This window comes from Polaribacter marinaquae, assembly GCF_038019025.1.
Taxonomy (GTDB): domain Bacteria; phylum Bacteroidota; class Bacteroidia; order Flavobacteriales; family Flavobacteriaceae; genus Polaribacter; species Polaribacter marinaquae.
Map to the genome: position 1 here is coordinate 753,612 of NZ_CP150496.1, position 26,760 is coordinate 780,371.

At 28.7% G+C, this 26,760-nt stretch carries 25 protein-coding genes; 12 read left to right on the plus strand and 13 right to left on the minus strand.

Annotated features, from left to right (window positions below):
* The first annotated feature begins 11 nt into the window (after nt 1-11).
* The 5 genes from WG950_RS03505 (at nt 12) to WG950_RS03525 (ending at nt 10,050) form a co-directional block, all read left to right on the plus strand.
* Nucleotides 12-2,186, plus strand: coding sequence for an endonuclease (locus WG950_RS03505; protein WP_340934174.1), 2,175 nt, complete (start codon nt 12-14; stop codon nt 2,184-2,186).
* A 149-nt stretch (nt 2,187-2,335) separates the two neighbouring features.
* Nucleotides 2,336-6,013, plus strand: coding sequence for a phosphoribosylformylglycinamidine synthase (purL, locus tag WG950_RS03510; RefSeq protein ID WP_340934175.1), 3,678 nt, complete (start codon nt 2,336-2,338; stop codon nt 6,011-6,013).
* 57 nt (nt 6,014-6,070) lie between these two features.
* Nucleotides 6,071-6,898, plus strand: a complete 828-nt coding sequence (locus tag WG950_RS03515) for a helix-turn-helix domain-containing protein (RefSeq protein WP_340934176.1) — start codon at nt 6,071-6,073, stop codon at nt 6,896-6,898.
* A gap of 211 nt (nt 6,899-7,109) precedes the next feature.
* On the plus strand, nt 7,110-7,907 hold the full coding sequence (locus WG950_RS03520) for a pentapeptide repeat-containing protein (protein WP_340934177.1): 798 nt from the start codon (nt 7,110-7,112) through the stop codon (nt 7,905-7,907).
* Between the two features lie 367 nt (nt 7,908-8,274).
* The gene (locus tag WG950_RS03525) at nt 8,275-10,050 is read left to right on the plus strand and encodes an AMP-dependent synthetase/ligase (RefSeq protein WP_340934178.1); all 1,776 of its coding nucleotides are present in this window, start codon (nt 8,275-8,277) and stop codon (nt 10,048-10,050) included.
* Between the two features lie 44 nt (nt 10,051-10,094).
* Here the strand turns inward: WG950_RS03525 and WG950_RS03530 are convergent, their stop codons facing one another.
* The 3 genes from WG950_RS03530 to WG950_RS03540 are packed head-to-tail and all read right to left on the minus strand — an operon-like array spanning nt 10,095 to nt 12,051.
* A complete protein-coding gene (locus WG950_RS03530; protein WP_340934179.1) occupies nt 10,095-10,547 on the minus strand; it encodes a DUF1569 domain-containing protein in 453 nt (150 codons plus the stop codon).
* A 13-nt stretch (nt 10,548-10,560) separates the two neighbouring features.
* Entirely contained in the window at nt 10,561-11,562 is a 1,002-nt protein-coding gene (gene holA / locus WG950_RS03535; RefSeq protein WP_340934180.1) for a DNA polymerase III subunit delta, read from the minus strand.
* Nucleotides 11,563-12,051, minus strand: a complete 489-nt coding sequence (locus tag WG950_RS03540; protein ID WP_340934181.1) for an ATP-binding protein — start codon at nt 12,049-12,051, stop codon at nt 11,563-11,565.
* A gap of 26 nt (nt 12,052-12,077) precedes the next feature.
* Between WG950_RS03540 and WG950_RS03545 the strand changes: the two genes are divergently transcribed.
* Both WG950_RS03545 and WG950_RS03550 read left to right on the plus strand, forming a co-directional pair.
* Nucleotides 12,078-12,521 carry a type I restriction enzyme HsdR N-terminal domain-containing protein gene (locus WG950_RS03545; protein ID WP_340934182.1) on the plus strand — a complete coding sequence of 148 codons (444 nt, stop codon included), beginning with the start codon at nt 12,078-12,080 and terminating at the stop codon, nt 12,519-12,521.
* Nucleotides 12,522-12,590: 69 nt separating this feature from the next.
* Nucleotides 12,591-13,589 (plus strand): glycosyltransferase family 2 protein, encoded by a 999-nt coding sequence (locus tag WG950_RS03550; protein WP_340934183.1) that lies wholly within the window; start codon nt 12,591-12,593, stop codon nt 13,587-13,589.
* 3 nt (nt 13,590-13,592) lie between these two features.
* Here the strand turns inward: WG950_RS03550 and WG950_RS03555 are convergent, their stop codons facing one another.
* The 8 genes from WG950_RS03555 to nusB form a co-directional block, all read right to left on the minus strand.
* A complete protein-coding gene (locus WG950_RS03555) occupies nt 13,593-14,210 on the minus strand; it encodes an L-threonylcarbamoyladenylate synthase (RefSeq protein WP_340934184.1) in 618 nt (205 codons plus the stop codon).
* A 70-nt stretch (nt 14,211-14,280) separates the two neighbouring features.
* Entirely contained in the window at nt 14,281-14,982 is a 702-nt protein-coding gene (locus tag WG950_RS03560; protein ID WP_079738598.1) for a response regulator transcription factor, read from the minus strand.
* Nucleotides 14,983-14,997: 15 nt separating this feature from the next.
* Nucleotides 14,998-16,566: a sensor histidine kinase gene (locus WG950_RS03565; protein WP_079738597.1), complete on the minus strand. Its 1,569-nt coding sequence runs from the start codon at nt 16,564-16,566 to the stop codon at nt 14,998-15,000.
* Between the two features lie 103 nt (nt 16,567-16,669).
* Nucleotides 16,670-17,266 carry a dephospho-CoA kinase gene (coaE, locus tag WG950_RS03570; protein ID WP_340934186.1) on the minus strand — a complete coding sequence of 199 codons (597 nt, stop codon included), beginning with the start codon at nt 17,264-17,266 and terminating at the stop codon, nt 16,670-16,672.
* A 1-nt stretch (nt 17,267) separates the two neighbouring features.
* On the minus strand, nt 17,268-18,206 hold the full coding sequence (locus WG950_RS03575; protein ID WP_340934187.1) for a CdaR family protein: 939 nt from the start codon (nt 18,204-18,206) through the stop codon (nt 17,268-17,270).
* 103 nt (nt 18,207-18,309) lie between these two features.
* Entirely contained in the window at nt 18,310-18,627 is a 318-nt protein-coding gene (yajC, locus tag WG950_RS03580) for a preprotein translocase subunit YajC (RefSeq protein WP_077809010.1), read from the minus strand.
* Between the two features lie 5 nt (nt 18,628-18,632).
* On the minus strand, nt 18,633-19,094 hold the full coding sequence (locus WG950_RS03585) for a DUF1573 domain-containing protein (RefSeq protein WP_340934188.1): 462 nt from the start codon (nt 19,092-19,094) through the stop codon (nt 18,633-18,635).
* A 50-nt stretch (nt 19,095-19,144) separates the two neighbouring features.
* On the minus strand, nt 19,145-20,083 hold the full coding sequence (gene nusB, locus WG950_RS03590) for a transcription antitermination factor NusB (RefSeq protein WP_340934189.1): 939 nt from the start codon (nt 20,081-20,083) through the stop codon (nt 19,145-19,147).
* Between the two features lie 280 nt (nt 20,084-20,363).
* Between nusB and WG950_RS03595 the strand changes: the two genes are divergently transcribed.
* Both WG950_RS03595 and WG950_RS03600 read left to right on the plus strand, forming a co-directional pair.
* Nucleotides 20,364-22,118 carry an ABC transporter ATP-binding protein gene (locus tag WG950_RS03595; protein ID WP_340934191.1) on the plus strand — a complete coding sequence of 585 codons (1,755 nt, stop codon included), beginning with the start codon at nt 20,364-20,366 and terminating at the stop codon, nt 22,116-22,118.
* Between the two features lie 77 nt (nt 22,119-22,195).
* Nucleotides 22,196-22,564, plus strand: coding sequence for a PUR family DNA/RNA-binding protein (locus WG950_RS03600; RefSeq protein ID WP_079738592.1), 369 nt, complete (start codon nt 22,196-22,198; stop codon nt 22,562-22,564).
* Nucleotides 22,565-22,732: 168 nt separating this feature from the next.
* Here the strand turns inward: WG950_RS03600 and WG950_RS03605 are convergent, their stop codons facing one another.
* Nucleotides 22,733-23,800: a chorismate-binding protein gene (locus tag WG950_RS03605; RefSeq protein ID WP_340934192.1), complete on the minus strand. Its 1,068-nt coding sequence runs from the start codon at nt 23,798-23,800 to the stop codon at nt 22,733-22,735.
* A gap of 7 nt (nt 23,801-23,807) precedes the next feature.
* Nucleotides 23,808-24,230, minus strand: a complete 423-nt coding sequence (locus WG950_RS03610) for a PaaI family thioesterase (protein WP_077809006.1) — start codon at nt 24,228-24,230, stop codon at nt 23,808-23,810.
* Nucleotides 24,231-24,301: 71 nt separating this feature from the next.
* Here WG950_RS03610 and WG950_RS03615 point away from each other — a divergent pair, with 71 nt between their 5' ends.
* The 3 genes from WG950_RS03615 to WG950_RS03625 all read left to right on the plus strand — a co-directional run bounded on the left by WG950_RS03615 (nt 24,302) and on the right by WG950_RS03625 (nt 26,720).
* Nucleotides 24,302-24,793, plus strand: a complete 492-nt coding sequence (locus tag WG950_RS03615; RefSeq protein ID WP_079738590.1) for an IS1096 element passenger TnpR family protein — start codon at nt 24,302-24,304, stop codon at nt 24,791-24,793.
* Nucleotides 24,794-24,916: 123 nt separating this feature from the next.
* Nucleotides 24,917-25,816, plus strand: coding sequence for an ABC transporter ATP-binding protein (locus WG950_RS03620; RefSeq protein ID WP_340934193.1), 900 nt, complete (start codon nt 24,917-24,919; stop codon nt 25,814-25,816).
* A 58-nt stretch (nt 25,817-25,874) separates the two neighbouring features.
* Nucleotides 25,875-26,720 (plus strand): ABC transporter permease, encoded by an 846-nt coding sequence (locus tag WG950_RS03625; RefSeq protein WP_077809003.1) that lies wholly within the window; start codon nt 25,875-25,877, stop codon nt 26,718-26,720.
* The last annotated feature ends 40 nt before the right edge of the window (nt 26,721-26,760 follow it).

The window sequence follows — 26,760 nt, forward strand, 5'->3', positions numbered from 1 at the left end:
AATAAATACATATGATGAAAAAATTACTTTTTAGTATTCTTACTTTAACCTCTTTAATTTCTTTCTGTCAAGAAGCTTATTATAGTGATGTTAATTTACAATTATCTGGTACAGATTTAAAAGATGCTTTAGCAACAAAAATTATTAGTACACACACAAATACATTAGATTATACTCCTGGGGTTTGGGAAGCGTCTAAAGTTACAGATGTTAATCCTACAAACTCTAGTGAAGTATTATTAATCTATGGATGGGAAAATGGGTCTGATAGCGGTATTACAAATGATCGTCAAAGAGGAATTAATAACAACGGTGGAGGAAGTACACAATGGAATAGAGAACATGTTTTTGCACGTTCTTTAGGAAACCCAAATTTAGGTTCAGTTGGTCCAGGTGCAGATGCACATCATTTAAGACCTGCTGATCCTTCAACAAATTCTTCTAGAAGCAATAGAAAATTTGGAAGAGGATCTGGAAATTCTGGATTTTCAACTGTAGATTTTCATCAAGGAAACGATGGACCAAACACAGCTGCTTGGTATCCTGGTGATGAATGGAAAGGAGATGTTGCAAGAATGATGATGTACATGTATGTTCGTTATGGCGATGTTTGTTTACCAACCGCAGTTGGTGTGGGTAGTACTGCTTCTACTCCAGATGATATGATTGATTTATTTTTAGTTTGGAATGTTGAAGATCCCGTATCAGATTTTGAAAAAGCTAGAAATACATTTCATGAAAATACAGCAAATACATATGCGCAAGGAAATAGAAATCCATTTATTGACAATCCATTTTTAGCTACAAGAATTTGGGGTGGAGATTCTGCTCAAGATTTATGGGGTATTTATACAACAAATGATACAGAAGCTCCCTCTATACCAACTAACGTAACAATTAGTAATGAAACTTTTACAACCCTAGATGTAAGCTGGAATGCTTCAACAGATAATGAAGCTGTAACAGGTTATAATATATATGTTAACGGAATTTTAACAAAGCAAACTACTTCTGCTACTTCTGTAACTTTAACAGATTTAGTTTCTAATACAACATATGCAATTACTGTATCTTCAAAAGATTTAGTAAATAATCATTCAGAACAAAGTGTCGCAGTAAACGGAACAACATTACAAGATACTGCAGCTCCTTCTGCTCCAACAAATATTTCTGCTAGTAATATTTCTGATAGTTCATTTGTGTTGACATGGAATGCTTCGACTGATAACAATGCAGTCGCTGAATATGATATTTATGTTGATGGAACATTAAATAGTACAGTTTCTGGACTAACAGAAACAATTACTGGTTTAACTTCTTCAACAGCTTACACTGTTTACGTTATTGCTGTTGATTCAGCTGGAAATGAATCTACTCAATCTAATACAGTAAATGTAACAACTACTGAAGCAGGAACTGGTACAGCAACTGAATTATTCTTTTCAGAATATGTAGAACCAAATGGCGGAAATAATAAAGCTTTAGAAATTGTTAACTTAACTGGTGGTACTGTTAATTTAGCAGGTTATTCAATAAAAAAACAATCTAATGGTGCTGGTGGTTGGATTGATGAATTTGATATCTCAACAGGAAATGTAAAAAGTATAATTCCTGGAGATGTATTTGTAATAATTCATGAAGGTTCTGATGATCCTACTTTGGTTGCCGAAGCAGATTTATTGCGAGTAAGTAATTCTTCTAGTAATAACGGATCTCCTATTAATTTTAATGGTAATGATCCTGTAGGTTTATTTAAAAATGGTGTATTAATTGACGTTATTGGTGAAAAAGGAAACGCTAGTAAACACATAGAAAATGTAACTTTAAGAAGAAACGGAGATATTACTGCACCTAACACTACTTTTGACAAAACAGGTGAATGGACTGCTTTTCCTGAAAACACATTTAACGGAATTGGAAGTCACACTGTAACTCTAAGTACAAATTCAGAGACTTTAAACGGTTTCAAAATGTATCCAAACCCTGTTACAGGTAACAAGTTATTTTTTAATATCAACGAAAAAGCAACTATAAATATTTATAATGTTTTAGGTAAATTGGTGCAATCAGAAACAATAGAAAACGCAAACAGTTCTATAAATGTTTCTAAGTTATCTAAAGGGATGTATTTATTAAAATTAAATACGCAAAACCAATCGATTACTAAAAAGTTTATCAAGCAATAAGAAATTACTTAATAGAATTTAAAAGACGACTATTTTTAGTCGTCTTTTTTTTTGTTAAAAACTATATAATTTCGCGTAAATAAATAGTTAAAATTAAGTTGAAAAAAAGTAAATTTGTCATTTACAACAAACGCTAACACAACACAATAATGATTCATTTCTTTGGAAACAAAAACAGTAAAGTATTCGCTGTTCAAACAACAAAAGAATTAACAACAGAAACAATTGCAAAATTGACTTGGCTTTTTGCCGATCAACCAAAAATAAATGAGGCATCAATAGATGCTTTTTTTGTTGGCCCTAGAGCTGCAATGATTACACCTTGGAGTACAAATGCAGTAGAAATCACTCAAAACATGGGTATTTCTGATATCATTAGAATTGAAGAATTTACAGCTATTTCAGAAGATTTTTCTGATTTTGATCCAATGATTTCAGAAAAATTTAAGAGCTTACATCAAGACTCATTTGCTATTGATATTCAACCAGAAGCAATTATAGAAATTGATGATATTGCTGCTTATAACAATCAAGAAGGTTTGTCTTTAAGCGAAGAAGAGGTTGAATACCTTGAAGGTGTAGCAAAAAAAATAGATAGAAAATTAACAGATTCTGAAGTATTTGGGTTTTCTCAAGTAAACTCGGAACACTGTCGTCATAAAATTTTTAACGGAACTTTTGTTATTGATGGAGAAGAAATGCCAACTTCTCTTTTTAAATTGATAAAAGAAACATCAAAGCAAAACCCTAATGACATTGTTTCTGCGTACAAAGACAATGTTGCTTTTATAAAAGGACCAAAAGTTGCACAGTTTGCTCCTAAAACAGCAGATAAACCCGATTTTTATCAAACACAGGATTTTGATTCTGTAATTTCATTAAAAGCAGAAACTCATAATTTCCCAACAACTGTAGAGCCTTTTAACGGTGCCGCTACTGGTTCTGGAGGAGAAATTAGAGATAGACTTGCCGGTGGTAAAGGTTCTTTACCTTTAGCAGGAACAGCAGTTTATATGACTTCTTACTCGCGATTGGAAGAAAAAAGACCTTGGGAGCAAAAATTTGAAGCCAGAGATTGGCTATACCAAACTCCGATGGATATTTTAATAAAAGCTTCTAACGGAGCTTCGGATTTTGGAAACAAATTTGGGCAACCATTAATTACAGGTTCTGTTTTAACTTTCGAACATAAAGAAAATGCAGCTTCTAGTGATGCTGAGGCAAGAAGATTAGGTTTCGATAAAGTAATTATGCAAGCTGGCGGAATTGGTTACGGTAAAGCAGAACAAGCTTTAAAAGATACACCAAAAGATGGTGATGAAATTGTTATTCTTGGTGGTGAAAACTACAGAATAGGTATGGGTGGTGCTGCAGTTTCGTCTGCAGATACTGGAGAATTTGCGTCAGGAATTGAATTAAATGCTGTACAAAGATCGAACCCAGAAATGCAAAAACGTGCTGCTAATGCAGTTAGAGGTATGGTAGAAAGTGATGAAAACTTTATTGTTTCAATTCACGATCATGGTGCTGGCGGACATTTAAATTGTTTATCAGAATTGGTAGAAGATACTGGTGGTAAAATCGATTTAGATAAATTACCTGTTGGTGACCCTACTTTATCTGCAAAAGAAATTATTGGTAACGAATCTCAAGAAAGAATGGGATTGGTAATTGCTAAAAAACATACAGAGACACTTCAAAAAATAGCAGAAAGAGAACGCTCGCCAATGTATACTGTTGGTGAAGTTACTGGTAATAATCGTTTTACTTTCGAATCTAAAACTACTGGCGAAAAACCAATGGATTTAGCTTTAGAAGATATGTTTGGTTCTTCGCCAAAAACCATAATGACAGACAAAACTGTTATCAGAAAATATAAAAATCCTCGCTATAAAACTAAGAATTTAAAAATCTATTTAGAGCAAGTTTTACAACTAGAAGCTGTTGCTTGTAAAGATTGGTTAACAAATAAAGTAGATAGATGTGTTGGAGGTAAAGTTGCCAAACAACAATGTGTTGGTCCGTTACAAATACCGTTAAACAACGTTGGTGTAATGGCTTTAGATTATAACGGTAAAGAAGGTGTAGCAACTTCTATTGGGCACGCTCCTATTTCTGCATTAATTAATCCTGAGGCAGGAAGTAGAAATGCAATAACAGAATCATTAACAAATATTATTTGGGCGCCTTTAAAAGATAATTTAAGTTCAATTTCTTTATCTGCAAATTGGATGTGGCCTTGCAAAAACGAAGGCGAAGATGCTCGTTTATATAAAGCAGTTAAAGCTGTTTCTGAGTTTTCTGTAGATTTAGGTATCAACGTGCCAACTGGTAAAGATTCTTTATCAATGAAACAAAAATATCCTGATGGGGATGTAATTTCTCCGGGAACTGTTATTATTTCTGCTGCCGGAAACTGTAATGAAATTTCTAAAGTTGTAGAGCCTGTTTTAAAAGTTGATGGTGGAAATATTTATTACATCAATATTTCTCAAGACGAATATAAATTAGGTGGAAGCTCTTTTAACCAAGCTTTAAATGCTATTGGTAACGAAACACCAGATGTTACAAATTCTTCTTATGTAAAAAAGACATTTAATGCAATTCAGAATTTAATTAAAGCTGATAAAATTAAGGCAGGACACGATATTGCTTCTGGCGGATTTATAACAACTTTATTAGAGATGTGTTTTGCTGATGTAAATTTAGGTGCAGACTTTGATATTTCTGTTTTAAACGAAGAAGATTCTATAAAAGTATTATTCTCTGAAAATGCCGGAATTGTATTTCAAGCAGATGTTTCAGTAGAAAAAGAATTAGAAGATAAAGGTATTGCGGTATTTAAAATTGGTACTGCAAATAACTCTGGTACTGTAAACATTAAAAATAATACAGATACATTTTCTTTTGATGTTGCAGAACTTAGAGATGTTTGGTACAAAACTTCTTTCTTATTAGATCAAAAACAAACTGCTAATAATTTAGCACAAGATAGATTTGATAATTATAAAAAACAGCCTTTAACATATAAATTTCCAAAAAACTTTACAGGTAAATTACCTAAAATTGAAACTGAGAAACCAAAAGCTGCAATTATTAGAGAAAAAGGATCTAACTCAGAACGTGAAATGGCGAATGCTATGTATTTAGCTGGTTTTGATGTAAAAGATGTACACATGACAGATTTAATTTCTGGTCGTGAAACTCTTGAAGACATTCAATTTATTGGTGCTGTTGGTGGTTTTTCTAATTCTGATGTTTTAGGATCTGCAAAAGGTTGGGCAGGTGCTTTTAAATATAACGAAAAAGCAAATACAGCTTTAAAAAACTTCTTTAAACGAGAAGATACTTTATCTGTTGGTATTTGTAATGGTGCACAATTATGGATGGAGTTAGACTTAATTAATCCAGAACATAAAGTTCATGGAAAATTGGTACACAACGATTCTAAAAAACACGAAAGCTCATTTACATCAGTAAAAGTTCAAGAAAACAATTCTGTAATGTTATCATCTTTAGCAGGTACAGAGTTAGGGGTTTGGATTTCTCATGGTGAAGGTAAATTTAGCTTACCAGAAACTGAAAATAATTATCATATTGTTGCTAAATATGGTTACGAGGGTTACCCAAATAACCCAAATGGTTCTGATTTTAATACAGCAATGATGTGTGATAAAACTGGTAGACATTTAGTAACAATGCCACATATAGAACGCTCTACTTTTCAATGGAATTGGGCAAATTATCCTGCGGATAGAAAAGATGAAGTTACACCTTGGCTACAAGCTTTTGTAAATGCAAAAGACTGGATAATCAATAAAAAATAAATTAAAAATAGCTTTATAGGATTTTTTTTTTATTTTTAAAATTATAATTAAAATTCTATGAAGCTAACTTATTTTGATGTTACAAAAACTTCTCATTTAATCCAGGAGTTTTTTTTAATTGATTATCAAAAAAAAGACGTACCGTTAGAAGCTATAATTCCGCCTTTAAACTTTTCTGGTTTAGCCTATTTTTATAGTAAAGGTCAAAGAATATCTCTTGCAAAAGAAGTTACAGATTTACATAAGCTTAGTGTTTATGGGCAATTTAGCAAATCTTATAAATTTAATTTATACAAAGAAGGTATTGTTTGCGGTATGAATTTTAAAGCAACATCTTTACACAAATTAACCAATATCGATGCTTCATCAATAACTAATAAATACAAGTGCTTTCATAAAATAAACCAAGTTATAACTTCAGAACTTGAAAACATTTTTTTAAAAGGAAAAGATGAATATCACCAAGTATTCGATAAACTAGAAGATTATATTCTAACCTTACCTTTAACAGAAAATAAAAATACTTTAATTATAGATGATCTTGTAAAAAAAATTCATCTTAAAGAAGGAATGATTTCTGTCAATGAAATTTTAGAAGACTTACCCTTTGGTCAAAAAACTTTAGAAACCAATTTTAAAAAAACAGTAGGCTTAACACCTTCTAAATATATTAGAATTCATAGATTTAAGAAATTAATGAAAGAATATGAAGGAAAAAAAATTGACCTGAAGGACCTAATTTATATGTATGATTATTACGATGAATCTCACTTTGCCAAAGATTTTAAATCGTTTACGTCAAAATCTTTAAAAGACTATTTTAAAGACGAATTCTTATTAATAAAAGAGATTTTTAGAAATACCAAGTACGATTATTTACATTAAATCCACAGTTACTCTTTGTATATTTATATTAGATTTTCATCAATGGATATTGGGGGGCTGATATTTATATATAATGATGTAAAATTTATTTTAGTATTTTAGTTTTAGGCAAAAGACCGAGATGTATTCTCGGTCTTTTAATTTTTAAAAAAGAAAGTGTCACAAATCAGGTTTTACAAAGTCATTATATAAAACACTAAAACTTTATAACATGAAAAAAATAATTACTCTATTAATCTTAACGATTTGTATAAACAATTCTATTTTTTCTCAAAAGAAAATAGAGGCATCAACTATTTTAAATGATATAAAAAATGGCAAAAATATCTCAATCGAAAATGCAACAATCATAGGAGTTCTAGATTTAACATTTATGGATGATGCTTTAAAAAATGTACCAAAAAAGAAAAAAAGCAGTTGGTTTAACTGGAGCTCTAATAACAACAGTAATACCAACGAAATCAAAAAACTAATTAGCGTAAAAATTTCTTTTAAAAACTGCACTTTTAAAAATGATGTTTTGGCTTACATACCTACAGAAGAATCTGGTTATACTTTTACAGCAAGTTTTGAAGAAGAAGTAATTTTTAAAAACTGTGAATTTACTAGAAAAGCAATGTTTAAATATTCTGATTTTTACAAAGATTCAGATTTTTCATACTCAACTTTTAATGATGATAACACTTTTAAATATGCTAAATTCCTTCAAAAAAGCAACTTTTATAAAACCAAGTTTAATGAAGTTGCAACATTTAAGTATGCTAAATTTAGTGAAAATGTAAGTTTTGCAAATGCAATATTTAAGGATACCGCTACATTTAAATATACACAATTTAAAAACGGAGTTTCATTTAGCAACACTCAATTTAAGGAGGATCTTAATATAAAATACATGAATGTTTCTGGTGGTTTTGATATTACAGGGATGGATGTTAATTATGAAATCGACTCTAAATACACCAAAATAAACGGTAAAAACTTCAATAAATATTTAATAAATAATAAATAGGTATTTATACGTATATGCAGTTTTTTAAATCTTTGTAAATTGCAGTATAATGGAAAAACGGTTAGATTAGGGGCTGACCAAAACCAATTAAACCTAGCTTTTTAATCAAAAAGCTAGGTTTTTCAATTTTAGAATAAATCATATATTTTAAGAATTTTTAATTTTATTAAAACGCAAACTTTTAAAAATTAAGCAGTTAAATGCAATAATAATTTAAACCTTAATTGTCAAAAAAAACGCATTAATTATATATTATCAAAAATAATAATAGACTAAAAATAAAGATTTAATAATTTATAATCTCTTAAAATAAGTATTTGCTAAATAGCTGTAATTTCCCTAATTTGCATTTTACAAAATAGAACTTATGCCGATAGAAATTACCAGGTTATTTGACATCCCTTATTATCAATTAGAAACGTATAATTTAAATAAATCGTTATCAACTAAATTGAATGATAAATGGGTAAGTACTTCGACCAAAGAATATGTAGAAAAAGCAAACCAATTAAGTAGAGGATTATTAAAATTAGGTGTTCAACCTAACGATAAAATTGCAGTTATATCATCAAACAATAGAACAGAATGGAATATTTGTGATATTGGTGTTTTACAAACTGGTGCACAAAATGTACCAATTTATCCAACAATTAGTAAAGAAGATTATGAATATGTTTTAAATCATTCTGAAGCTATTTATTGCTTTGTTTCTGATGAAGAAGTTTTAGAAAAGCTTAACCAGATTAAAGGAAATACAAAGTTAAAAGGTATTTTTACTTTTGATGATATTGCTTCAGAAAAATCTTGGAAAGATGTTTTAGAATTAGGAAAAGATACTGCAAATCAAGATGAAGTTGAACAAAGAAAAAAAGCTGTAAAACCAACAGATTTAGCAACACTTATTTATACATCTGGTACAACAGGTAGACCTAAAGGTGTAATGCTTTCTCATGACAATATTGTTTCTAATGTTTTGGCCGCTAAAGAGCGTGTTCCTTTAGACGATGGTAAAGATTTAGGGTTAAGCTTTTTACCTGTTTGTCATATTTTTGAAAGAATGATTTTGTATCTATACCAATATTGTGGTGTATCTATTTATTTTGCAGAATCAATAGAAAAATTATCTGAAAACGCTCAAGAAATTAAACCAAACGTAATGACTGCGGTGCCTCGTTTGTACGAGAAAATTTACGATAAAATTATTTTAAAAGGAGAAGCTCTTTCTGGAATTAAAAAAGGACTTTTCTTTTGGGCTGTTAACTTAGGGCTAAAGTTCGAGCCTAATGGTGCAAATGGCTGGTGGTACGAAAAACAACTAAGTTTAGCTAGAAAACTAATATTTTCTAAATGGCAAGAAGCTTTGGGTGGAAATTTAAAAATTATGGTTTCTGGTAGTGCAGCATTGCAACCAAGATTAACTAGAGTTTTTGCTGCTGCAGGCATGCCAATTATGGAGGGTTACGGGTTAACTGAAACTTCTCCTGTAATTTCTGTAAACGACCAAAAAAACGAAGGTTTTAAAATCGGCACTGTTGGTAAAACGATAAGTAAGGTTGAAGTTAAAATTGCTGAAAACGGAGAGATTTTAGTAAAAGGACCAAATGTAATGTTGGGTTATTACAAAGACCCTAAAAAAACATCTGAAGTTTTAAAAGATGGTTATTTTCATACAGGTGATAAAGGTGAATTTGATAAAGAAGGCTTCTTAAAAATTACCGGAAGAACTAAAGAAATGTTTAAAACCTCTGGTGGTAAATATGTAGTACCACCATTATTAGAAGGAGAATTAAAACAATCTTTATTTATAGAACAAATAATGGTTATTGGTGAAGGTGAGAAAATGCCGGCAGCAATTATTCAACCAAATTTTGAATTTATTAAAGATTGGATTGATAAAAAAGGTTTATCAATTGGAAAAACGAACGAAGAAATTATCAGTTCTGAAATAGTGATTAATAGAATTCAAAGAGAAGTAGATAAATGTAACGAACAATTTGGTAAATGGGAACGTATTAAACGTTTTGAACTTACTAAAGATGTTTGGTCTATTGATGGCGGTCATTTAACACCTACAATGAAAATGAAAAGAGCTATAATTAAAGATATTTACAAAGATTTATACGAAAAAATATATAGACCTTAAAAAAAGAAAACCGAGCTAATGCTCGGTTTTTTTATTTTAATTTTTTAAACTCCGAATTGAGTTAAATGATGATCTAAATGTTTGTAAAAGGAATTATTCCATTCTTGTGAAGTTAATGCACCAAAAGAATGAGATTCTTTACCCTCAAAATGTTTAGCGCCCAATTCTTGGGTTTGATTGATATAATTTATCAATCTTGTTTTTTCTAGCTCAAAATCTTTTTCTTCAACAATTATAAATTGAGGAGCTGTTTTTCCGTTTTTACTATAAGGTTTAGTAGAAACAACTGCATTTTTAACAAACAATTTCAGCATAAACTTCATAAAAGCATTTGGCTTAGGATGTTTATCGGTATACACCATTTCATAAGTAACATTGCAATGTGCCAACATTTGCGAAACAGACATTTTACCCCAATGTGGTTGGCTAGATGTTGTTAATTTATCGATTCTAGCAATAACCTGATTACTAACCTCTTTTTCAAAAATATTTTTCATTTTAATTTATATTTTAATGTAAAATTTTAAATAACAATTCTTTTAAAATATCATGACTTGGTTGATTTGCTCCTACTCCTTTACTTTTAACATCTGCCTCTCTTAACATAGCAATAACCTGTGCTACTTTTCGCATTGGATAATTTCTAGCTGCCAAAAAATACTCATCTACAAAATACGGATTAACGCCGATTGCTTTTGCCACAGAGTTTTTTGATTTATCTTTTAAACCATGAAAAGAAAGTAGTTGCGTAAAAAAACCGTTTAATAAAGATATAGTCATTATTAAAGGATTACTTTTTGGATTTTCTGCAAAATAATTAATAATTCGATTTGCTTTTACAATATTCTTCTCTCCTACTGCTTTCCTTAACTCAAAATTATTAAAGTCTTTAGAAATACCTATATTTTCTTCGATATGCTTATCGTTAATAATTGTTGCCTCTGGTAGTACAAGCATTAATTTTTCTAATTCATTAGAAATTTTACTTAAGTCAGTACCTAAAAACTCAACTAACATTAAAGCTGCTTTTGGTTCTATTTGGTATTTTTTACCGCTTAAAACTCTACGAATCCAATCTGAAACTTGATTTTCATACAATTTTTTACTCTCGAAAATAACACCTGTTTTGGCAATCGCTTTATGTAATTTTTTACGTTTATCTAACTTTTTATATTTATAATTTAAAACTAAAACTGTTGTTGGTTGCGGATTTTCGGCATAAGAAACTAACTTTTCTATATTTCTACTTAAGTCTTGTGCTTCTTTAACTATTAAAACCTGTCTTTCTGCCATCATTGGGTAACGTTTAGCTGCAGAAACAATATCTTCTATACTTGCATCTCTACCATACATTACTTGTTGATTAAAACCTTTTTCTGCTTCATCTAATACATGTTCTTCAATATAATCAGAAATCTTATCAATATAATATGGTTCTTCTCCCATTAAAAAATAAATGGGTTTTATAGTACCGCTTTTAATATCTGATACAATGGCTTTAACTTCGTTCATTTATTCTTTTATAATTATTGCATTTTGTAATTCCTCTTCTGTTGGCGTTTCAAACCAGTTTTCCATAAATTCAAAATTAGCCTCACTAACTTCAAATTCAAAAGTAAACCCTTTATTTAAGTTTCTTTTTAATACTCTTTCTTTTCTAATTTCTTTTGAAACATCTAAAAAATGAAGTTGAAGATTAATAGAATTATCGTTGGCGAATTTTCTATATTTTTCTCTGTGTAAAAACTTAGAAAGTCCTACATCTAAAATACTATCTACACCACTATTTTCTAACTGTAATATCAAATCTTCTATTATAATTTCTGCTCTGTCAATTCTTTCTAAAAACCAATCTAAACCATCTATATCTTTCTTATCAGGAAAAAATAAAACTTTATTCCATTTATCCAAAGTAAAAATAATACCAGAAGTTTCTTTTTTTAAATTACTTGCGTATGTAGATTTACCTGCGCCAGTATTACCAACTAATAAATGTATCATAACTGTTTTTTAATTACTTTTGACCGATGCAAAAACTGAACCTACCCAACTACAATTTCCGTCTCAAAAGTAACGAAAATAACATGCTTATTTTTGATATTTTAAGAAAAAAATTCTTGGTACTAACACCAGAAGAATGGGTAAGACAACATTTTGTTTTATATCTTTTAGAAGAAAAAAAATATCCAAAATCTCTTATTGCCTTAGAAAAACAATTAACGATAAACAATAGAAAAAAAAGGACAGATATTTTAATTTTTAATGCAAAAGGTGAACCAGATATTATTGTGGAATGTAAAGCGCCATCTATTAAAATTACGCAAGCTACTTTTGATCAAATTGCGAGATATAACTTAAAATTAAAAGCAAATTATTTAATTGTTACCAACGGTTTGCAACATTTTTATTGCAAAATGGACTTTGAAAATGAAACTTATATTTTCTTAAAAGACATACCAGATTATATTTAGTTATTATCTTATTAGAATTAACCATTTTCTAATAGTTTTAAATAAGATTTATAACGTAAATTTGCACCCTTGAAAACAGCAATCGTCATATTAAATTGGAATGGTCAAAAACTATTAGAACAGTTTTTACCATCGGTAGTTAATTTTAGCTTAAATGAAGCAGAAGTTTATGTAGCCGATAATGCTTCTACAGATAGTTCTATTTCTTATGTCAAAGAGAATTATCCGTCGGTAAAAATTATTGAAAACCCAACCAATGGCGGTTATGCAAAAGGTTATAACGATTCTTTACAAGCTATTGATGCAGATATTTATTGTTTATTAAATTCTGATGTTGAAGTAACTAAAAATTGGTTAAAACCGGTATTAGATGTTTTTAATAATGATGATAAAACAGCTATTATTCAACCTAAATTATTAGATTTTAAAAATAAAACTAAATTTGAGTATGCTGGTGCTGCTGGCGGATTTATAGATTTATACGGATACCCTTATTGTAGAGGAAGAATTTTTAATTCTCTAGAAATAGATCAAAATCAATTTGATGATACTTCAGAAATATTTTGGGCTTCTGGCGCTTGTTTGTTTATTCGAGCAAATGTTTATCACAAACTTGGTGGCTTTGATGAAGATTATTTTGCACATCAAGAAGAAATAGATTTATGTTGGCGAACTCAAAATATTGGTTATAAAGTAAAATATGTTGGCGAGTCTACTGTTTATCATGTTGGCGGAGCAACTTTACAAGAAACCAATCCGCATAAAACATTTTTAAACTTTAGAAATAGTTTACTAAATGTTGTAAAAAACGTGCCCAAAAAGTGGTTTTTATTTGTAATTTTTTCTAGATTAATTTTAGACGGAATTGCAGGATTAAAGTTTCTAATCGAATTAAGACCCGTACATACTTTTGCTGTTGTAAAAGCGCATTTTAGTTTCTATAAAAATTTTTATAAATATTTAAAGAAGAGAAAGTTATTACAAAAGAAACAACAATACAATTTACATACAAGTGTTGTTTGGCAACATTTTATTTTAGGTAGAAAAAAATTTGAAAACTTAAAATAAGAATTAAAGAATATCTAAACTTCCTTTTCCTTCTCTAATTACTTCTGGCTCTTCTGTTAAATCGATTACGGTAGACGCTTCATTACCGCCATAACCACCATCAATAACAACATCAACTAGATTTTGCCATTTTTCAAAAATTAACTCCGGATCTGTAGTATACTCTAACACATCATCATCATCTCTAATAGATGTAGATACAAGTGGGTTACCAAGTTCTTGCACTAAGGTTCTAATTATCGAATTATCAGGAATTCTAATACCAACCGTTTTTTTCTTTTTAAAGACTTTTGGTAAGTTTTTACTGCCTGGTAAAATAAAAGTATAAGGACCAGGCAAAGCTCTTTTAAGTATTTTAAAAGTAGCTGAATCTATTTGTTTAACGTAATCAGAAAGGTGGCTTAAATCGTTACAAATAAAAGACCAATTGGCTTTTTCTAACTTGATACCTTTTATTTGAGCAATTTTTTCTAAAGCTTTTGGTTTTGTGATATCGCAACCCAAACCATAAACCGTATCTGTAGGATAAATAACCAAACCACCAGCTTGTAAAACTTTTATAACCTTTGCAATTTCTTTTGGGTTTGGATTTTCGTTATAGATTCTTATAAATTCTGCCATAATATAAAAATACAAAAAACTCAGCTTGAAATACAAACTGAGTTATTTTATTTGGGAAGAATTTTAGAAATTAAGATTTATCTACTAATCTAAATCCTTCTCCGTGAATATTTAAAATTTCTACTTTTTCGTCTAATTTTAAGTACTTTCTTAGTTTAGCAATGTAAACATCCATACTTCTAGAAGTAAAATAGTTATCGTCTCTCCATATTTTAGTTAATGCTAACTCTCTAGGCATTAAATCGTTTTTATGAAGCGCTAACATACGCAACAATTTACTTTCTTTTGGCGATAATTTTACAGGCTCTCCATCTTTACCAATAGATAAATGACGTAATTTAGAATTGAAAAAGAAATTTCCAATTGTAAACTCAAACTGTTCGTTTTCTGTAGAATTATCTGTTTCTTTTCTTTGCAGAATAGCTTTAATTTTGTGTAATAAAACTTCTGAATCGAAAGGTTTATTTAAATAATCATCTGCACCAACTGCATAACCTTTTAAAACGTCTTCTTTAAGCGTTTTTGCAGTTAAGAAAATAATTGGTACTTCTTTATTTGTTACTCGAATATCTTGTGCTAAAGAAAAACCATCTTTACGAGGCATCATTACATCTAAAATACATAAATCGTAATCGCTGTTTTTAAACATAATTAAACCTTCTATTCCATCTTTTGCATGTGTAACGTTATAATCGTTTAATGCTAAATAATCTTTTAGAACTGTTCCAAAATTTGGATCATCTTCAACTAATAAAATCTTTTTACTTCCCATTATTATTTCTTTATTTTAAATTAAAGGTAATTTTACTGTAAATATGCTACCTTTTCCTTTCTCACTTTCCACAAAAACTGTTCCGTGGTGTTTTTCTACTATTTCTTTTACATAAGCCAAACCTAAACCATGGCCCTTAACATCGTGTATGTTTCCTTTTTGTTCTCTATAAAACTTTGTAAAAACCTGTTTCTGAACATTTTTACTCATCCCAATACCAGAATCTTTTATTTTAAACACAAAAAACTTACTTGTACTTTCTGTATAAACATCTATAATTGGTGCGCCTTCAGAATATTTAATTGCATTTTCTAACATGTTTACAACCACGTTGGTTAAATGAAATTGGTTTCCTGGTAATTCTGATACAATTGCTTTAAAATGAGTAGAAACTTTACCTTTTCTATCTTCTATTAACAAGCTAACATGTGTAATTGCGTCTTCTATAATGTCGTGTAAGTCTATGGTTTCCTTACTTAAATCTATCTGATTTTTTTCTAATCTAGATATTCTTAATACATTTTCTACTTGAGAATGCATTCTTTTATTTTCATCACGTATCATTTGCACATATCGCAAAACCTTAGAATCGTCACCCAAAATCTTAGGGTTTTTTATCGAATCTAATGCCAAATTTATTGTTGCTATTGGCGTTTTAAACTCATGCGTCATATTATTGATAAAATCAGTTTTAATCTCTGATATTTTTTTCTGACGAATTAATTGATATAATGAACTTGAAAAAGCAATAATTATAATGAATATAAAAAACAACGACAGCAATAATATATTTGAAATTCCTGCCAAAATATGATCATTTTTATCAGGAAAAGTAACATGTAAATTATAAGTTGTGTTTCCTAAAGGATCAAAAAACAACGGATATTTAAAACTATCTTTTGTATCGATTGTGTAATAACCAGATTTTAATTTTGTTGCCAAACCATCAGAACCATAAACACCATATTTAAAATCTAATACAATATTTCTTTTAACAAGTTCTTCTTTTATAATTGCATTTAAATCTTTGTTACTTAAACGCTGGTGAATTAATTTTCTATTATTAACAAAATTTAGAATCTCTATAGTCTGTAATCTATCAAACTCTGTGTATCTTCTTGTAAAAGAAAACCTTTGTTCGTCTAACTTCGGAAATAATTCATCTGGACTTTTAATTAAAGATAATTTAGAAAAATCTGTTCTACCTGTAACTCTCTTATAAATAATAGAATCGTGATTTAAAAAATCTGATGTTAACTTAAAATTTTCTTCTAAAAAAGTACCACCAACTGTAATTTTAGTGTTTGTTGATGTATCTATTTGCTGAATTAAATGTTGCTTCAATTCGGCTGTTCCAGCCAATCCTTCTTTAGAAATTATTTCGTTAATTTTTTTCTGAAAAGTAGAAATTTCTTTTTCGTTAATTCGCTCGGTTGCAGCACCCAAAGATTTTTGCACATCATTTTTAAATTGTGCTTGTTTACTTTCTAGCGCATTGTTAATCCAATAGAGTTGTACAGCAATAATTCCTATCAAGGAAATACTCATTAAAACAACAATAAGAATAAACATTTTTTTACGCATAAATCAAATTTACTACTTTCAAAAGTTGTAGTTATCGATTTTAACCTAAATTAACTGTTTTATTAGAACTTTAAGACTTATTTAACAGAACTGATAGGGTTCCTTAAATTGAGCATTGCTTTTTTGTTAAAATATTATGAATCTGTTTAACCAAAATCTCGGTGTTTTTAACACTATAATTATCAATAACATAGTTAGATAAAAGCATTTTTTTATTGTCTTTCCATTGACTATTTATTCTGTTTAATACTTCTTTTTTAGTAGTATTATCTCTTTTTATAATTCTATTGATTCTTTCTTCTAAATCAGTGTAAACAGTAATTATAAAATCGAATTGATTTTGAGTATTATTTTCGAATAAAATTGCACTTTCATACACAATGTAATCTTTATCAGAGTTATTTGCTACAAATTTTTTAAAATGATTTTTAACTTCTGGATGCACAATATTGTTAAGAACCTTTAACTTTTCTTTATCTTTAAATACAATATTTGCTAAAAATTCTCTATTTAAAACTGCATTTTTAAACACATCTTCACCAAAAGATTTAATAAGATTTTCTTTGATAACTTTTGATGTGTTCATTAACTGTTTTGCTTCTATATCTGCTATATATATTGCAACTGTAGAAAACTCATTAAACATTTTAGCCACTGTAGATTTTCCACTTCCTATACCTCCTGTTAAGCCAATTATCATCTTATTTCTGAATTAAAAAATCTATTTTATTTGGTGTTATCTTATAACCTTTAATTACTGATGGTTTATGCACTAATTTAGGAATTAGATATCCTAAATTACTTGCAGTTGTTTCGCTGTAGTCACATTCTATTTTAATTACGTTTTTATTAATTTTATTAAAACTAGAAAGACCAACGACATAAGTAAATTCTACTTCTTTAGAAAGCGTATTTATTACAACTCCTTCTGGTACATTTATAATTTTATATTCAATATTTAAAGACCCTTCAGTAAACTTTTCTACTTTTCCAGAAACAGTAATTTTATTGGTTTTAAATTTTAAATTTTTGTAATTTTCTTTGGGTTTTATTGATAGTTGTTTGGTGAAATCAACTTTTAAGTCTTGCAAAACTAAAGGTTCAAGTTCTACATTGTTCAATTTTGACAACAGCATTTCTGGACCAGAAACAGTAATACTATCTGGCGTAATTTTAACTTCTTCAGAAAGATCATATCCAACATGAAAATTTAATTTTAAATTGGGTTTTACGGCTATTTTCTTTGAAACTAAACTACCAACATCTAAAAACACTGTGTCTTTTACAATTTCTTGCAATTCTATACCAGAAGGTAATTGTTTCGCTATATTTTTTTGCTGCTTATTTAAAAGTAAAAAATGTTTGGTGCCTTGTTTTTTAATCAATGAGCTAGCATCAATAACAATTGTTTTTGCGTTAAACCTAGTTCTAAGAATCTTAAAACCATTTGCTTTTACTAAAACTTCTAACTCTTTGGTTGGTGTAGCTTGAAGTAATTTATTTTGAGAAATATTACTATAATCTACCGGAAAAATAATGGATGTATTGTACTCTTTAGAAAATGTAATTAAAAGCCAAATTAGTAAAGAAACTAAAAGGAAACTAATAAATGTTTTGGGTATTTTCTTTGTTGTTTTCAATAGAAATTTTTTGTTACTGCAATCTACACAAAAGCGTACAAACAAAAAAGTGAGTATTATCTAATTTAGACAATACTCACTTTAAATTATTTGTTAAGCAAAATTATTTTTTAGCAGGTGCTGCGTATTTTTTACTTAATTCCATAGAAATTGCAGAACGTTCGAATTTAATTTTTCCTGCTCCTGTTTCTATAGTTATTGTATTATCTGTATTATTTACATCTGTAATTTTACCGTGTATACCACTAGAAGTAATCACTTTTGTACCAGTTTTAATTTCTGCTTGAAAAGCTTTTTCTTTTTTCTGACGATTCATTTGTGGTCTTATCATAAAAAAATATAAGACTAAAATCATTGCAGCAAATGGCAACATACTTGCCAAACTACCAGAATCTAATTGTAATAAAATTGAGTTAAACATTATGATTATTTAGCTTTAGGTGTAACAGAACCTCTTAATGTTAAAACTTCTCTACCAGATTCTGTGTTTGTAGTTAAAGTTACAGTTTTCATTTGTCTGTTTGGTTTACCATTTGTGTTAAACTTAACAGCAACTTCACCAGTTTCTCCTGGCTTAATTGGTGCTTTTGGCCACACAGGAACCGTACAACCACAAGAACCAGTTGCGTTTGTAATAACTAAATCTGTTTTACCAGAGTTTGTTACTTTAAATACAGTTTCTACAATATCCCCTTCGTTTACAGTACCAAAATCGTACTCTTTTTTGTCTAAAGAAATTGTAGCTACTCCTTTTTTAATTTCTGCATCTCTAGATTTTGCATTATCTAAGTTAGCTTTGTTAATTTTTGTTGTTGCACTTCCGCTATCGCAAGAAACCATAAAAGTTGATGCTATTAAAAGTGCGAATAAGAATGATATTTTTTTCATTGTAAATCTATTTTTTGTAAAATTAATAAAATATTTTGTGTTTACATATTTTAAATAAGTCCTCTACCTATTTTAACAATTTTGTTATTTGCTATAAACTCTTTAGAAATCTTATCTAAAACTCCGTTTATAAAATAACTACTTTTAGTTGTAGAATAGTCTTTAGAAATTTCTATGTACTCGTTAATTGAAACTCTAGTTGGTATCGACGGAAAGTTAAAAAACTCTGCAATAGACATTTGTAAAAGAATCATATCTATTTCTGCAATTCTATCAGACTCCCAATTAGGTGTCTTATCCTCTATAATTTGCTTATACTCTGCTTGTTTTAAAACTGTTTTTCTAAAAAGCTTAGACACAAACTCTTCGTCATCTTTATCTTTATATAAAGAACCTAAAACAAACAATCCGTTTGCTTTTTGTTTGCTTAAAGTTTTAACAACCCAAGTATTTACAAAAGGAATATCATCTACCCAAGAAATCATTTCATCTTCGTAAAACTCTGCTAACTTCTCATTTGGTGCAATAATTTCTTTAAAGAAATCGATAACAAAAGCTTTGTCTATTTTAAAAGAATCTTCTTCTGTAGCAATGTATTTTTTATATAAATCGCTGTTTTGAAGTTCTTCGAAAATAATCTTTACATACTCATCGTTGTCTTCCCAATGTTTTAGGTTATTTAATTCTAAATATCCTTCTACACTTACACTTTCGGCAATAATATTAATTATCTTATTGTCTATAAATTTTGTGTTTGGTTTTAAATCTGCTTCTGTAGCAAGAATTTTCTTTTTAGAAAGTGCAATTTTCTTTGCAGCTAATTTTTGTACTTCTACTAATAGCTGCATGTTTAACACATATAAATCAAACATTTTTAAAACACTGTGTTTTAAGAATTTTTCTTCTCTAATAATGTCATCATTATGAGACTGCAACATTGCGTATACAGATTGCATTACTTTAACTCGAATATGTCTTCTGTTAATCATTTTTTCTAAAGAACTTTTATGAAATAAAACACGATGGTTTTGGTTTTTAACGAGCCACAAAAATAATATTATTTTACTTCTAAATACACATCTATTTTAATTTCTTTTTTCAATTTATTATATCAAGATTCCAAAGGCAAAAAAAGCAGTAAATTATTTATAAAAATGTATCTTCGTACTTCATTAAAAAGTACTTCTTATTTGTATTTCTTTTAACATTAATTAAATAAATACAATTGCAATAAGTAGTATTTTTATCTCTAAAACTTCAAATTAAAAATTGAAAGCTCTAAAATATATAAATAAGTACTTTATAAAGTATAAATGGCGTTTATTAATTGGTATTTTAATTACCATTTTATCTAAATTACTTGCACTTAAGGTTCCGCAAATTGTTGGTGATTCTTTAAATATTGTAGAAGATTATCAAAACGGAACAATTACCGATATCGAACTTGTAAAACATCAACTTTTAATTAATGTATTGATAATTATTGGTGTAGCAATTTTAGCTGGTTTTTTTACTTTTTTAATGAGACAAACCATTATTGTAACTTCTAGATTAATAGAGTTCGATTTAAAAAACGAAATCTATCAACAATACCAACGCTTATCTTTAAATTTTTACAAAAAAAATAGAACAGGAGATTTAATGAATAGAATTTCTGAAGATGTTTCTAAAGTAAGAATGTACGTTGGTCCTGCAGTAATGTATAGCATGAATATGATTGTTTTGCTTGTAGTTGGTTTTACTCAAATGATAAATATTGATGTAAAACTAACCATGTATACATTAATACCTTTCCCTGTTTTATCAATTTCTATTTTCGTTTTAAGTAAAGTAATTCACAAAAGAAGTAGTATCGTACAAGAATATTTATCAAAATTAACCACTTTTAATCAAGAGTTTTTCTCTGGAATTGGTGTGGTAAAATCTTACGGAATAGAAAAATCTATTATCAAAGATTTTGATGAAATTGCTGATAAAAGCAAAGAGAAAAACATTCATTTACAACAAGCAAATGCACTTTTTTTTCCTTTGATGGTACTTCTTATTGGTTTAAGCAATATTATTGTTATTTACATTGGTGGGCAACAATATATAAATGATGAAATTCAAATTGGTACAATTATAGAATTTATGCTCTATGTAAATATTTTAACTTGGCCTGTTGCAGTAATAGGTTGGGTAACTTCTATGATACAACAAGCAGAAGCTTCGCAAGTTCGAATTAACGAGTTTTTAGAACAAGTGCCAGATATTGAGAATAATAACACAAAACCAACAGTTTTAAACGGTAAAGTAGAATTTAAAGACGTAACCTTTACCTATGAAGACACAAATATTACGGCATTAAAAAATATTAATTTTACCGCAGAACCTGGTGAAACAATCGCTATTTTAGGTAAAACCGGTTCTGGAAAATCTACAATTATAGAGCTTATTGCAAGATTATACGACACAAAAGAAGGTTTAATTTTAATTGATAATAAACCAATTGAGCAAGCAAACCTAAATGATGTTAGAAATCAAATTGGTTTTGTGCCACAAGATCCGTTTTTGTTTTCTGAAAGTATTGGTAACAATATTAAATTCGGAAAAGAAGATGCAACAGAAGAACAAATTATACAAGCTGCAAAAGATGCGGATGTTCATAAAAATATTATCGATTTCCCGAACAAGTATGATACTGTTTTAGGAGAAAGAGGTGTAACATTATCCGGAGGACAAAAACAAAGAGTTTCAATTGCAAGAGCAATTATTAAGAATCCTAAAATTTTAATTTTTGATGATTGTTTGTCTGCAGTAGACACAGAAACTGAAGAAAAAATACTAACAAATTTAAAAAGAGTTTCTAAAAACAAAACCACTTTTATTATTAGTCATAGAGTTTCTTCTGCTAAAAATGCTGATAAAATAATTGTGTTAGACGATGGTAAAATTAGTCAACAAGGTACTCATAATCAATTAATAACAGAAAAAGGCTATTACAAAGATTTATATGAACAACAACTTTTAGAAAAAGAAAATTAATCTTTAACATTGCTAAGTAAAATATTTTATTAGATTTGTTACTAATAATAAACTACATAACTACTATTTAAAAGAACATGGCAGAGAGAGTTGAACAGGAAGAAATTTTTTCACAGGTATTAAGAGCAGGAAGAAGAACGTATTTTTTTGATGTAAGAGCAACAAAAGCAGACGATTATTATTTAACGGTAACAGAAAGTAAAAAGTTTACTCACGATGACGGAACTTTTCATTACCAAAAACATAAAATTTATTTATATAAAGAAGATTTTACAGATTTTCATGAAATGCTAAAAAAAGCAACAGATTATATAATAAATGAAAAAGGAGATGAAGTAATTAGTGAGCGTCATCAGAAAGATTTTAAGAAAGAAGAGCCTAAAACTACTACAGAAGAAACTGCTTCTACAGAAAGTTTTACAGACATTTCTTTCGATGATATATAAGTTTATTCAAAAAATTTGCTTAAATTTAACAACTCAAAAGAAATAGATAATAAATAAAGAGTAATTAATCTCTTATTACATTATATACAATTTCAATTCAAATTCAAATTTTACACAAAAATTAAAAAACCGCAAATTTACTATTTGCGGTTTTTTTATATTTATATTTTAGTTTAAAACACGTTTCATGGTTTTAGATTTCGAAACTGTTTCCTCCCACTCTTTTTCTGCGATACTATCTTTTGTAATTCCGCCACCAACATAAATATAAGCTGTATTTTCTTTAATTTTCATACATCTTAAGTTAACAAATAAAGCTGTTTCTCGAATTGCTGTTTTAGAAACATTAAAGTTTAACTCACCTAAAAAACCTGTATAAAATGTTCTGCTATAACCTTCATTAGAATCTATAAAATTACTAGCTAAATTTCGAGGTAAACCACAAACCGCAGGTGTTGGATGTAAAGCTCTAATCAATTCTTTTAAATTAGATTTTTCGCTTAGAATTCCAGATACTTTAGTTCTTAAATGCAAAAGACTTCCAGCGTTAATTGTTTCTGTTTTATCAATAATTAAATTATTAGAAATTGGTTGTAATTGTGTTTCTATAAAATTAGTTACCAATTGCTGCTCTTCTAATTCTTTAGACTTCCAAATTATGTCTTTTTTGTTGATATTTACTTGAGTGCCTGCTAAAGACATTGTTTTAAAATTAGTGCCTTTTAAGTTTAATAACGTTTCTGGTGTAGCACCGAACCACAAACCAATTTCTGGGTGAAACCAAACATAAACAAATGCATTTTTGTAGGTTGATAGCAATGTTTTGTAAATCTCTAAAATGTTTACAGGATTTAATTTCACAAGTTCTTCTCTAGAAATAACAACCTTTTGTAAATTACTAGTTTTTATAGTTTCTACAGCTTTATCTACAATATTTATGTGTTTGTCCCTAACAGAATCAACTAAACTAGTTGCTATATCATCTCTTAGAGATTTTTCTTGTGTATCTATGTTTTCAGAAATAATTAAAGCTTTTTTATCAGAAAATAAAATTGCCTTTTCTTCTTTTTTATAAGGCGCAAAAACAAAACCACTTTCTGTAAATTCTGATGTAAATTCTAAACTATTATCTTTTAGCAAAAAAGCAGTAACCAAACTTTTGTTCGGTTTTCTGTATGCAACAAAAGGCAAATTATTAGAAAAATGTTTAGCAATTGTATCGAGTAAATTATTCAAATTGAAATTATTTTTTACGAATATCTAGAACTATGTTTGTCATTTTAGCAACAGAAATTAAAGCATCGTTTTCATCAACAATTTTCACTTCCCAAAGATGTGTTGTTTTACCTTTGTGAATATTTTTAGCTGTTGCGTAAACCATACCTTCTCTTTTACTTTTTATATGATTTATAGACAATTGAATTCCGTTAATAAATTGAGTTTTATTATCAATAAAAAAGTTAGAAGCTGCACTACCAACACTTTCTGCTAACGCGGCAGTTGCACCACCATGAAGCTGCCCATAAGGTTGATGTACATTAGAATTTACTGGCATTTTGGCTGTTAAAAAATCGTCTCCAACAGCAACATATTCAATATCAAGAGTTTCCATTAACGTGTTTTTAGAACGCTCGTTAAATGATTTTAAAATACTTGTTTTATCCATAATCTATTATTAATTATGTAAAAATACGTATAAAAAATTGTATTTTTGCAACTGAAAAGTTAAACCATTCTATGTACAAAATACGCGTAATTTTAGACACTAAAGAAGACATTTTAAGAACAATAATTGTAAGTAATTCTTTTAATTTAGAAGATTTACATTTTACAATTGCAAAATCTTTTGGTTTTGAAGGGCAAGAAATGGCGTCTTTTTATAGAACGGATGACGAATGGAATCAAGGAGAAGAAATCCCGTTATTTAACATGGCAGAAGCCGGTGAAGGTATTTCGATGCAAACATGTGTTTTAAAAGAAACATTACCTAATGTTAATGACAAGCTTATTTATGTTTACGACTTTTTAAATATGTGGACTTTTTATGTTGATGTTGTAGATATTTCTTCGGATGAAAAACAAGATTTACCACAAACTATATTATCGGTAGGAGAAATTCCAAAAGAAGCACCAGAAAAAGAATTTGTGGCAGAAAAATTAGATTCAGAATTTGATGAAGATGAAGATGATTTTGATCCTTTTGATGATTTTGATTTCAACGAATATTAATATCCTATTATTCAAAAAAATCTCAAATCACTTAAAATAAGCAATTTAAATAAATACCTTTTTTTTAAGTAACAAAATTGTAAATTAGTCGTCTTACTATCATAACCGACTAAATTCAACTTTTTGGAAACTATCTTATCTTTAAAAAACCTCGATAAAAAATACGGAACCGTACATGCAGTAAACAATCTTTCTTTTGATATTAAAAAAGGAAATGTATACGGAATCTTAGGTCCCAACGGAAGTGGAAAATCTACCACTTTAGGAATTATTTTAAATGTAGTTAATAGAACTTCTGGAGAATTTTCTTGGTTCGACGGAAAATTATCTACGCACGAAGCCTTAAAAAAAGTTGGTGCAATTATAGAGAGACCTAATTTTTATCCTTACATGACGGCTGTACAAAACTTAAAATTGATTTGTACTATCAAAGGAATTTCAACAGATAAAATAGACGAAAAACTTAAAACTGTAAATCTTTTCGAGAGAAGAAATAGCAAGTTTAAAACATTTTCTTTAGGTATGAAACAACGTTTAGCAATTGCATCTGCTTTGCTAAATGATCCAGAAATTTTAATTTTAGACGAACCAACAAATGGTTTAGATCCACAAGGAATTCATGAAATTAGACAAATAATCAATAAAATTGCTAGTACAGGTACAACAATTTTATTAGCATCGCACTTACTTGACGAAGTAGAAAAAGTTTGCTCGCATGTTGTTGTAATAAGAAAAGGAGTAAAACTTTACAGCGGTAGAGTTGATGAAATGACCGCTTCTAACGGTTTATTTGAATTAAAAGTTGAAGAAGATGAAGCAAAATTACTTTTAGAATTAGAAAATCATCCTTCTATAAATAAGGTAACAAAAGAGCACGAAACTATTATCGCTACTTTAAACGATGCTATTTCTGCAACAACACTAAATACTTTTCTATTCGAAAAAGGAATAACTTTAAGTCATTTAGTGAAACGTAAGCCAAGTTTAGAACAGCAATTTTTAGATTTAACAAACAACAACTAATTCATTGTTTTAGCAGCGTTTTAAAACATTCATCAACTTTCAAAAAACACCAAACATCATGTTAAGATTATTAACTATAGAGTTTCATAAATTAAAACATAATAAAGCTAGTAAAGTACTTTCACTTATCTATTTTGGGCTTTTAACTTGTATTGCATTAATTGCTGCAATTAAGTTTGATATTGGCCCGATAAAATTTCATTTGGCAGAAATAGGAATTTTTAATTTCCCATACATTTGGCATTTTAACACCTACATTGCTGCAATTTTAAAGTTCTTTTTACTCTTAGTTATTGTATCTATGATGGCAAATGAGTACAGTTACAAAACTTTAAAACAAAACTTAATTGATGGTTTAAGTAAAAAAGAATTTATACTATCTAAATTTTATACAGTAATTGTTTTTGCATTTGTTTCAACAGTATTCGTATTCTTTGTCTCTTTAGTATTAGGTTTAATTTATTCTGATTATAATGAATTGGCAATTATAACTTCTGATTTACAATATTTATTAGCCTTTTTTATCAAGTTAGTAGCCTTCTTTTCTATGGGTTTATTCTTCGGAATTTTAGTAAAAAGATCTGCATTTGCAGTTGGAGCAATGGTTGTTTGGTTATTTGTAGAAAGCATGTTTAAAGGATATTTATTCTGGACTTTTAAAGATTCTGAAAACACAAGCGAAAAAGTAGATAGCGTAATGCAGTTTTTACCTTTCGAATCTATGGCAAATTTAATAAAAGAACCTTTTACTAGATTAGGTGCTGTTAGGTCTGTAGCAAACCAAATAGGAGAAACCTTTACAAAAAGTTACACAGTTGATTTTTCTGCAGTTGTAATTGCTTCTGTATGGACTTTTATTTTTATTTATTTATCTTTTACATTGTTAAAAAAGAGAGATTTGTAGTACATTTTAAATATATTTGATGAATTCATAGTAATTACAT

Bases quoted from the DNA above. Each gene is read 5' to 3' on its own strand.
- coaE (WP_340934186.1), bottom strand. From the start codon at position 17,266: ATGATAATTGGCTTAACAGGAGGTATAGGAAGTGGAAAATCTACAGTG.
- WG950_RS03545 (WP_340934182.1), top strand. From the start codon at position 12,078: ATGCAAAAACTGAACCTACCCAACTACAATTTCCGTCTCAAAAGTAAC.
- yajC (WP_077809010.1), bottom strand. From the start codon at position 18,627: ATGTTTAACTCAATTTTATTACAATTAGATTCTGGTAGTTTGGCAAGT.
- WG950_RS03585 (WP_340934188.1), bottom strand. From the start codon at position 19,094: ATGAAAAAAATATCATTCTTATTCGCACTTTTAATAGCATCAACTTTT.
- WG950_RS03565 (WP_079738597.1), bottom strand. From the start codon at position 16,566: ATGCGTAAAAAAATGTTTATTCTTATTGTTGTTTTAATGAGTATTTCC.
- WG950_RS03540 (WP_340934181.1), bottom strand. From the start codon at position 12,051: ATGATACATTTATTAGTTGGTAATACTGGCGCAGGTAAATCTACATAC.
- WG950_RS03555 (WP_340934184.1), bottom strand. From the start codon at position 14,210: ATGGCAGAATTTATAAGAATCTATAACGAAAATCCAAACCCAAAAGAA.
- WG950_RS03610 (WP_077809006.1), bottom strand. From the start codon at position 24,230: ATGGATAAAACAAGTATTTTAAAATCATTTAACGAGCGTTCTAAAAAC.
- WG950_RS03505 (WP_340934174.1), top strand. From the start codon at position 12: ATGATGAAAAAATTACTTTTTAGTATTCTTACTTTAACCTCTTTAATT.
- nusB (WP_340934189.1), bottom strand. From the start codon at position 20,083: ATGATTAACAGAAGACATATTCGAGTTAAAGTAATGCAATCTGTATAC.
- holA (WP_340934180.1), bottom strand. From the start codon at position 11,562: ATGAACGAAGTTAAAGCCATTGTATCAGATATTAAAAGCGGTACTATA.
- WG950_RS03600 (WP_079738592.1), top strand. From the start codon at position 22,196: ATGGCAGAGAGAGTTGAACAGGAAGAAATTTTTTCACAGGTATTAAGA.
- purL (WP_340934175.1), top strand. From the start codon at position 2,336: ATGATTCATTTCTTTGGAAACAAAAACAGTAAAGTATTCGCTGTTCAA.
- WG950_RS03615 (WP_079738590.1), top strand. From the start codon at position 24,302: ATGTACAAAATACGCGTAATTTTAGACACTAAAGAAGACATTTTAAGA.
- WG950_RS03530 (WP_340934179.1), bottom strand. From the start codon at position 10,547: ATGAAAAATATTTTTGAAAAAGAGGTTAGTAATCAGGTTATTGCTAGA.
- WG950_RS03520 (WP_340934177.1), top strand. From the start codon at position 7,110: ATGAAAAAAATAATTACTCTATTAATCTTAACGATTTGTATAAACAAT.
- WG950_RS03625 (WP_077809003.1), top strand. From the start codon at position 25,875: ATGTTAAGATTATTAACTATAGAGTTTCATAAATTAAAACATAATAAA.
- WG950_RS03525 (WP_340934178.1), top strand. From the start codon at position 8,275: ATGCCGATAGAAATTACCAGGTTATTTGACATCCCTTATTATCAATTA.
- WG950_RS03560 (WP_079738598.1), bottom strand. From the start codon at position 14,982: ATGGGAAGTAAAAAGATTTTATTAGTTGAAGATGATCCAAATTTTGGA.
- WG950_RS03515 (WP_340934176.1), top strand. From the start codon at position 6,071: ATGAAGCTAACTTATTTTGATGTTACAAAAACTTCTCATTTAATCCAG.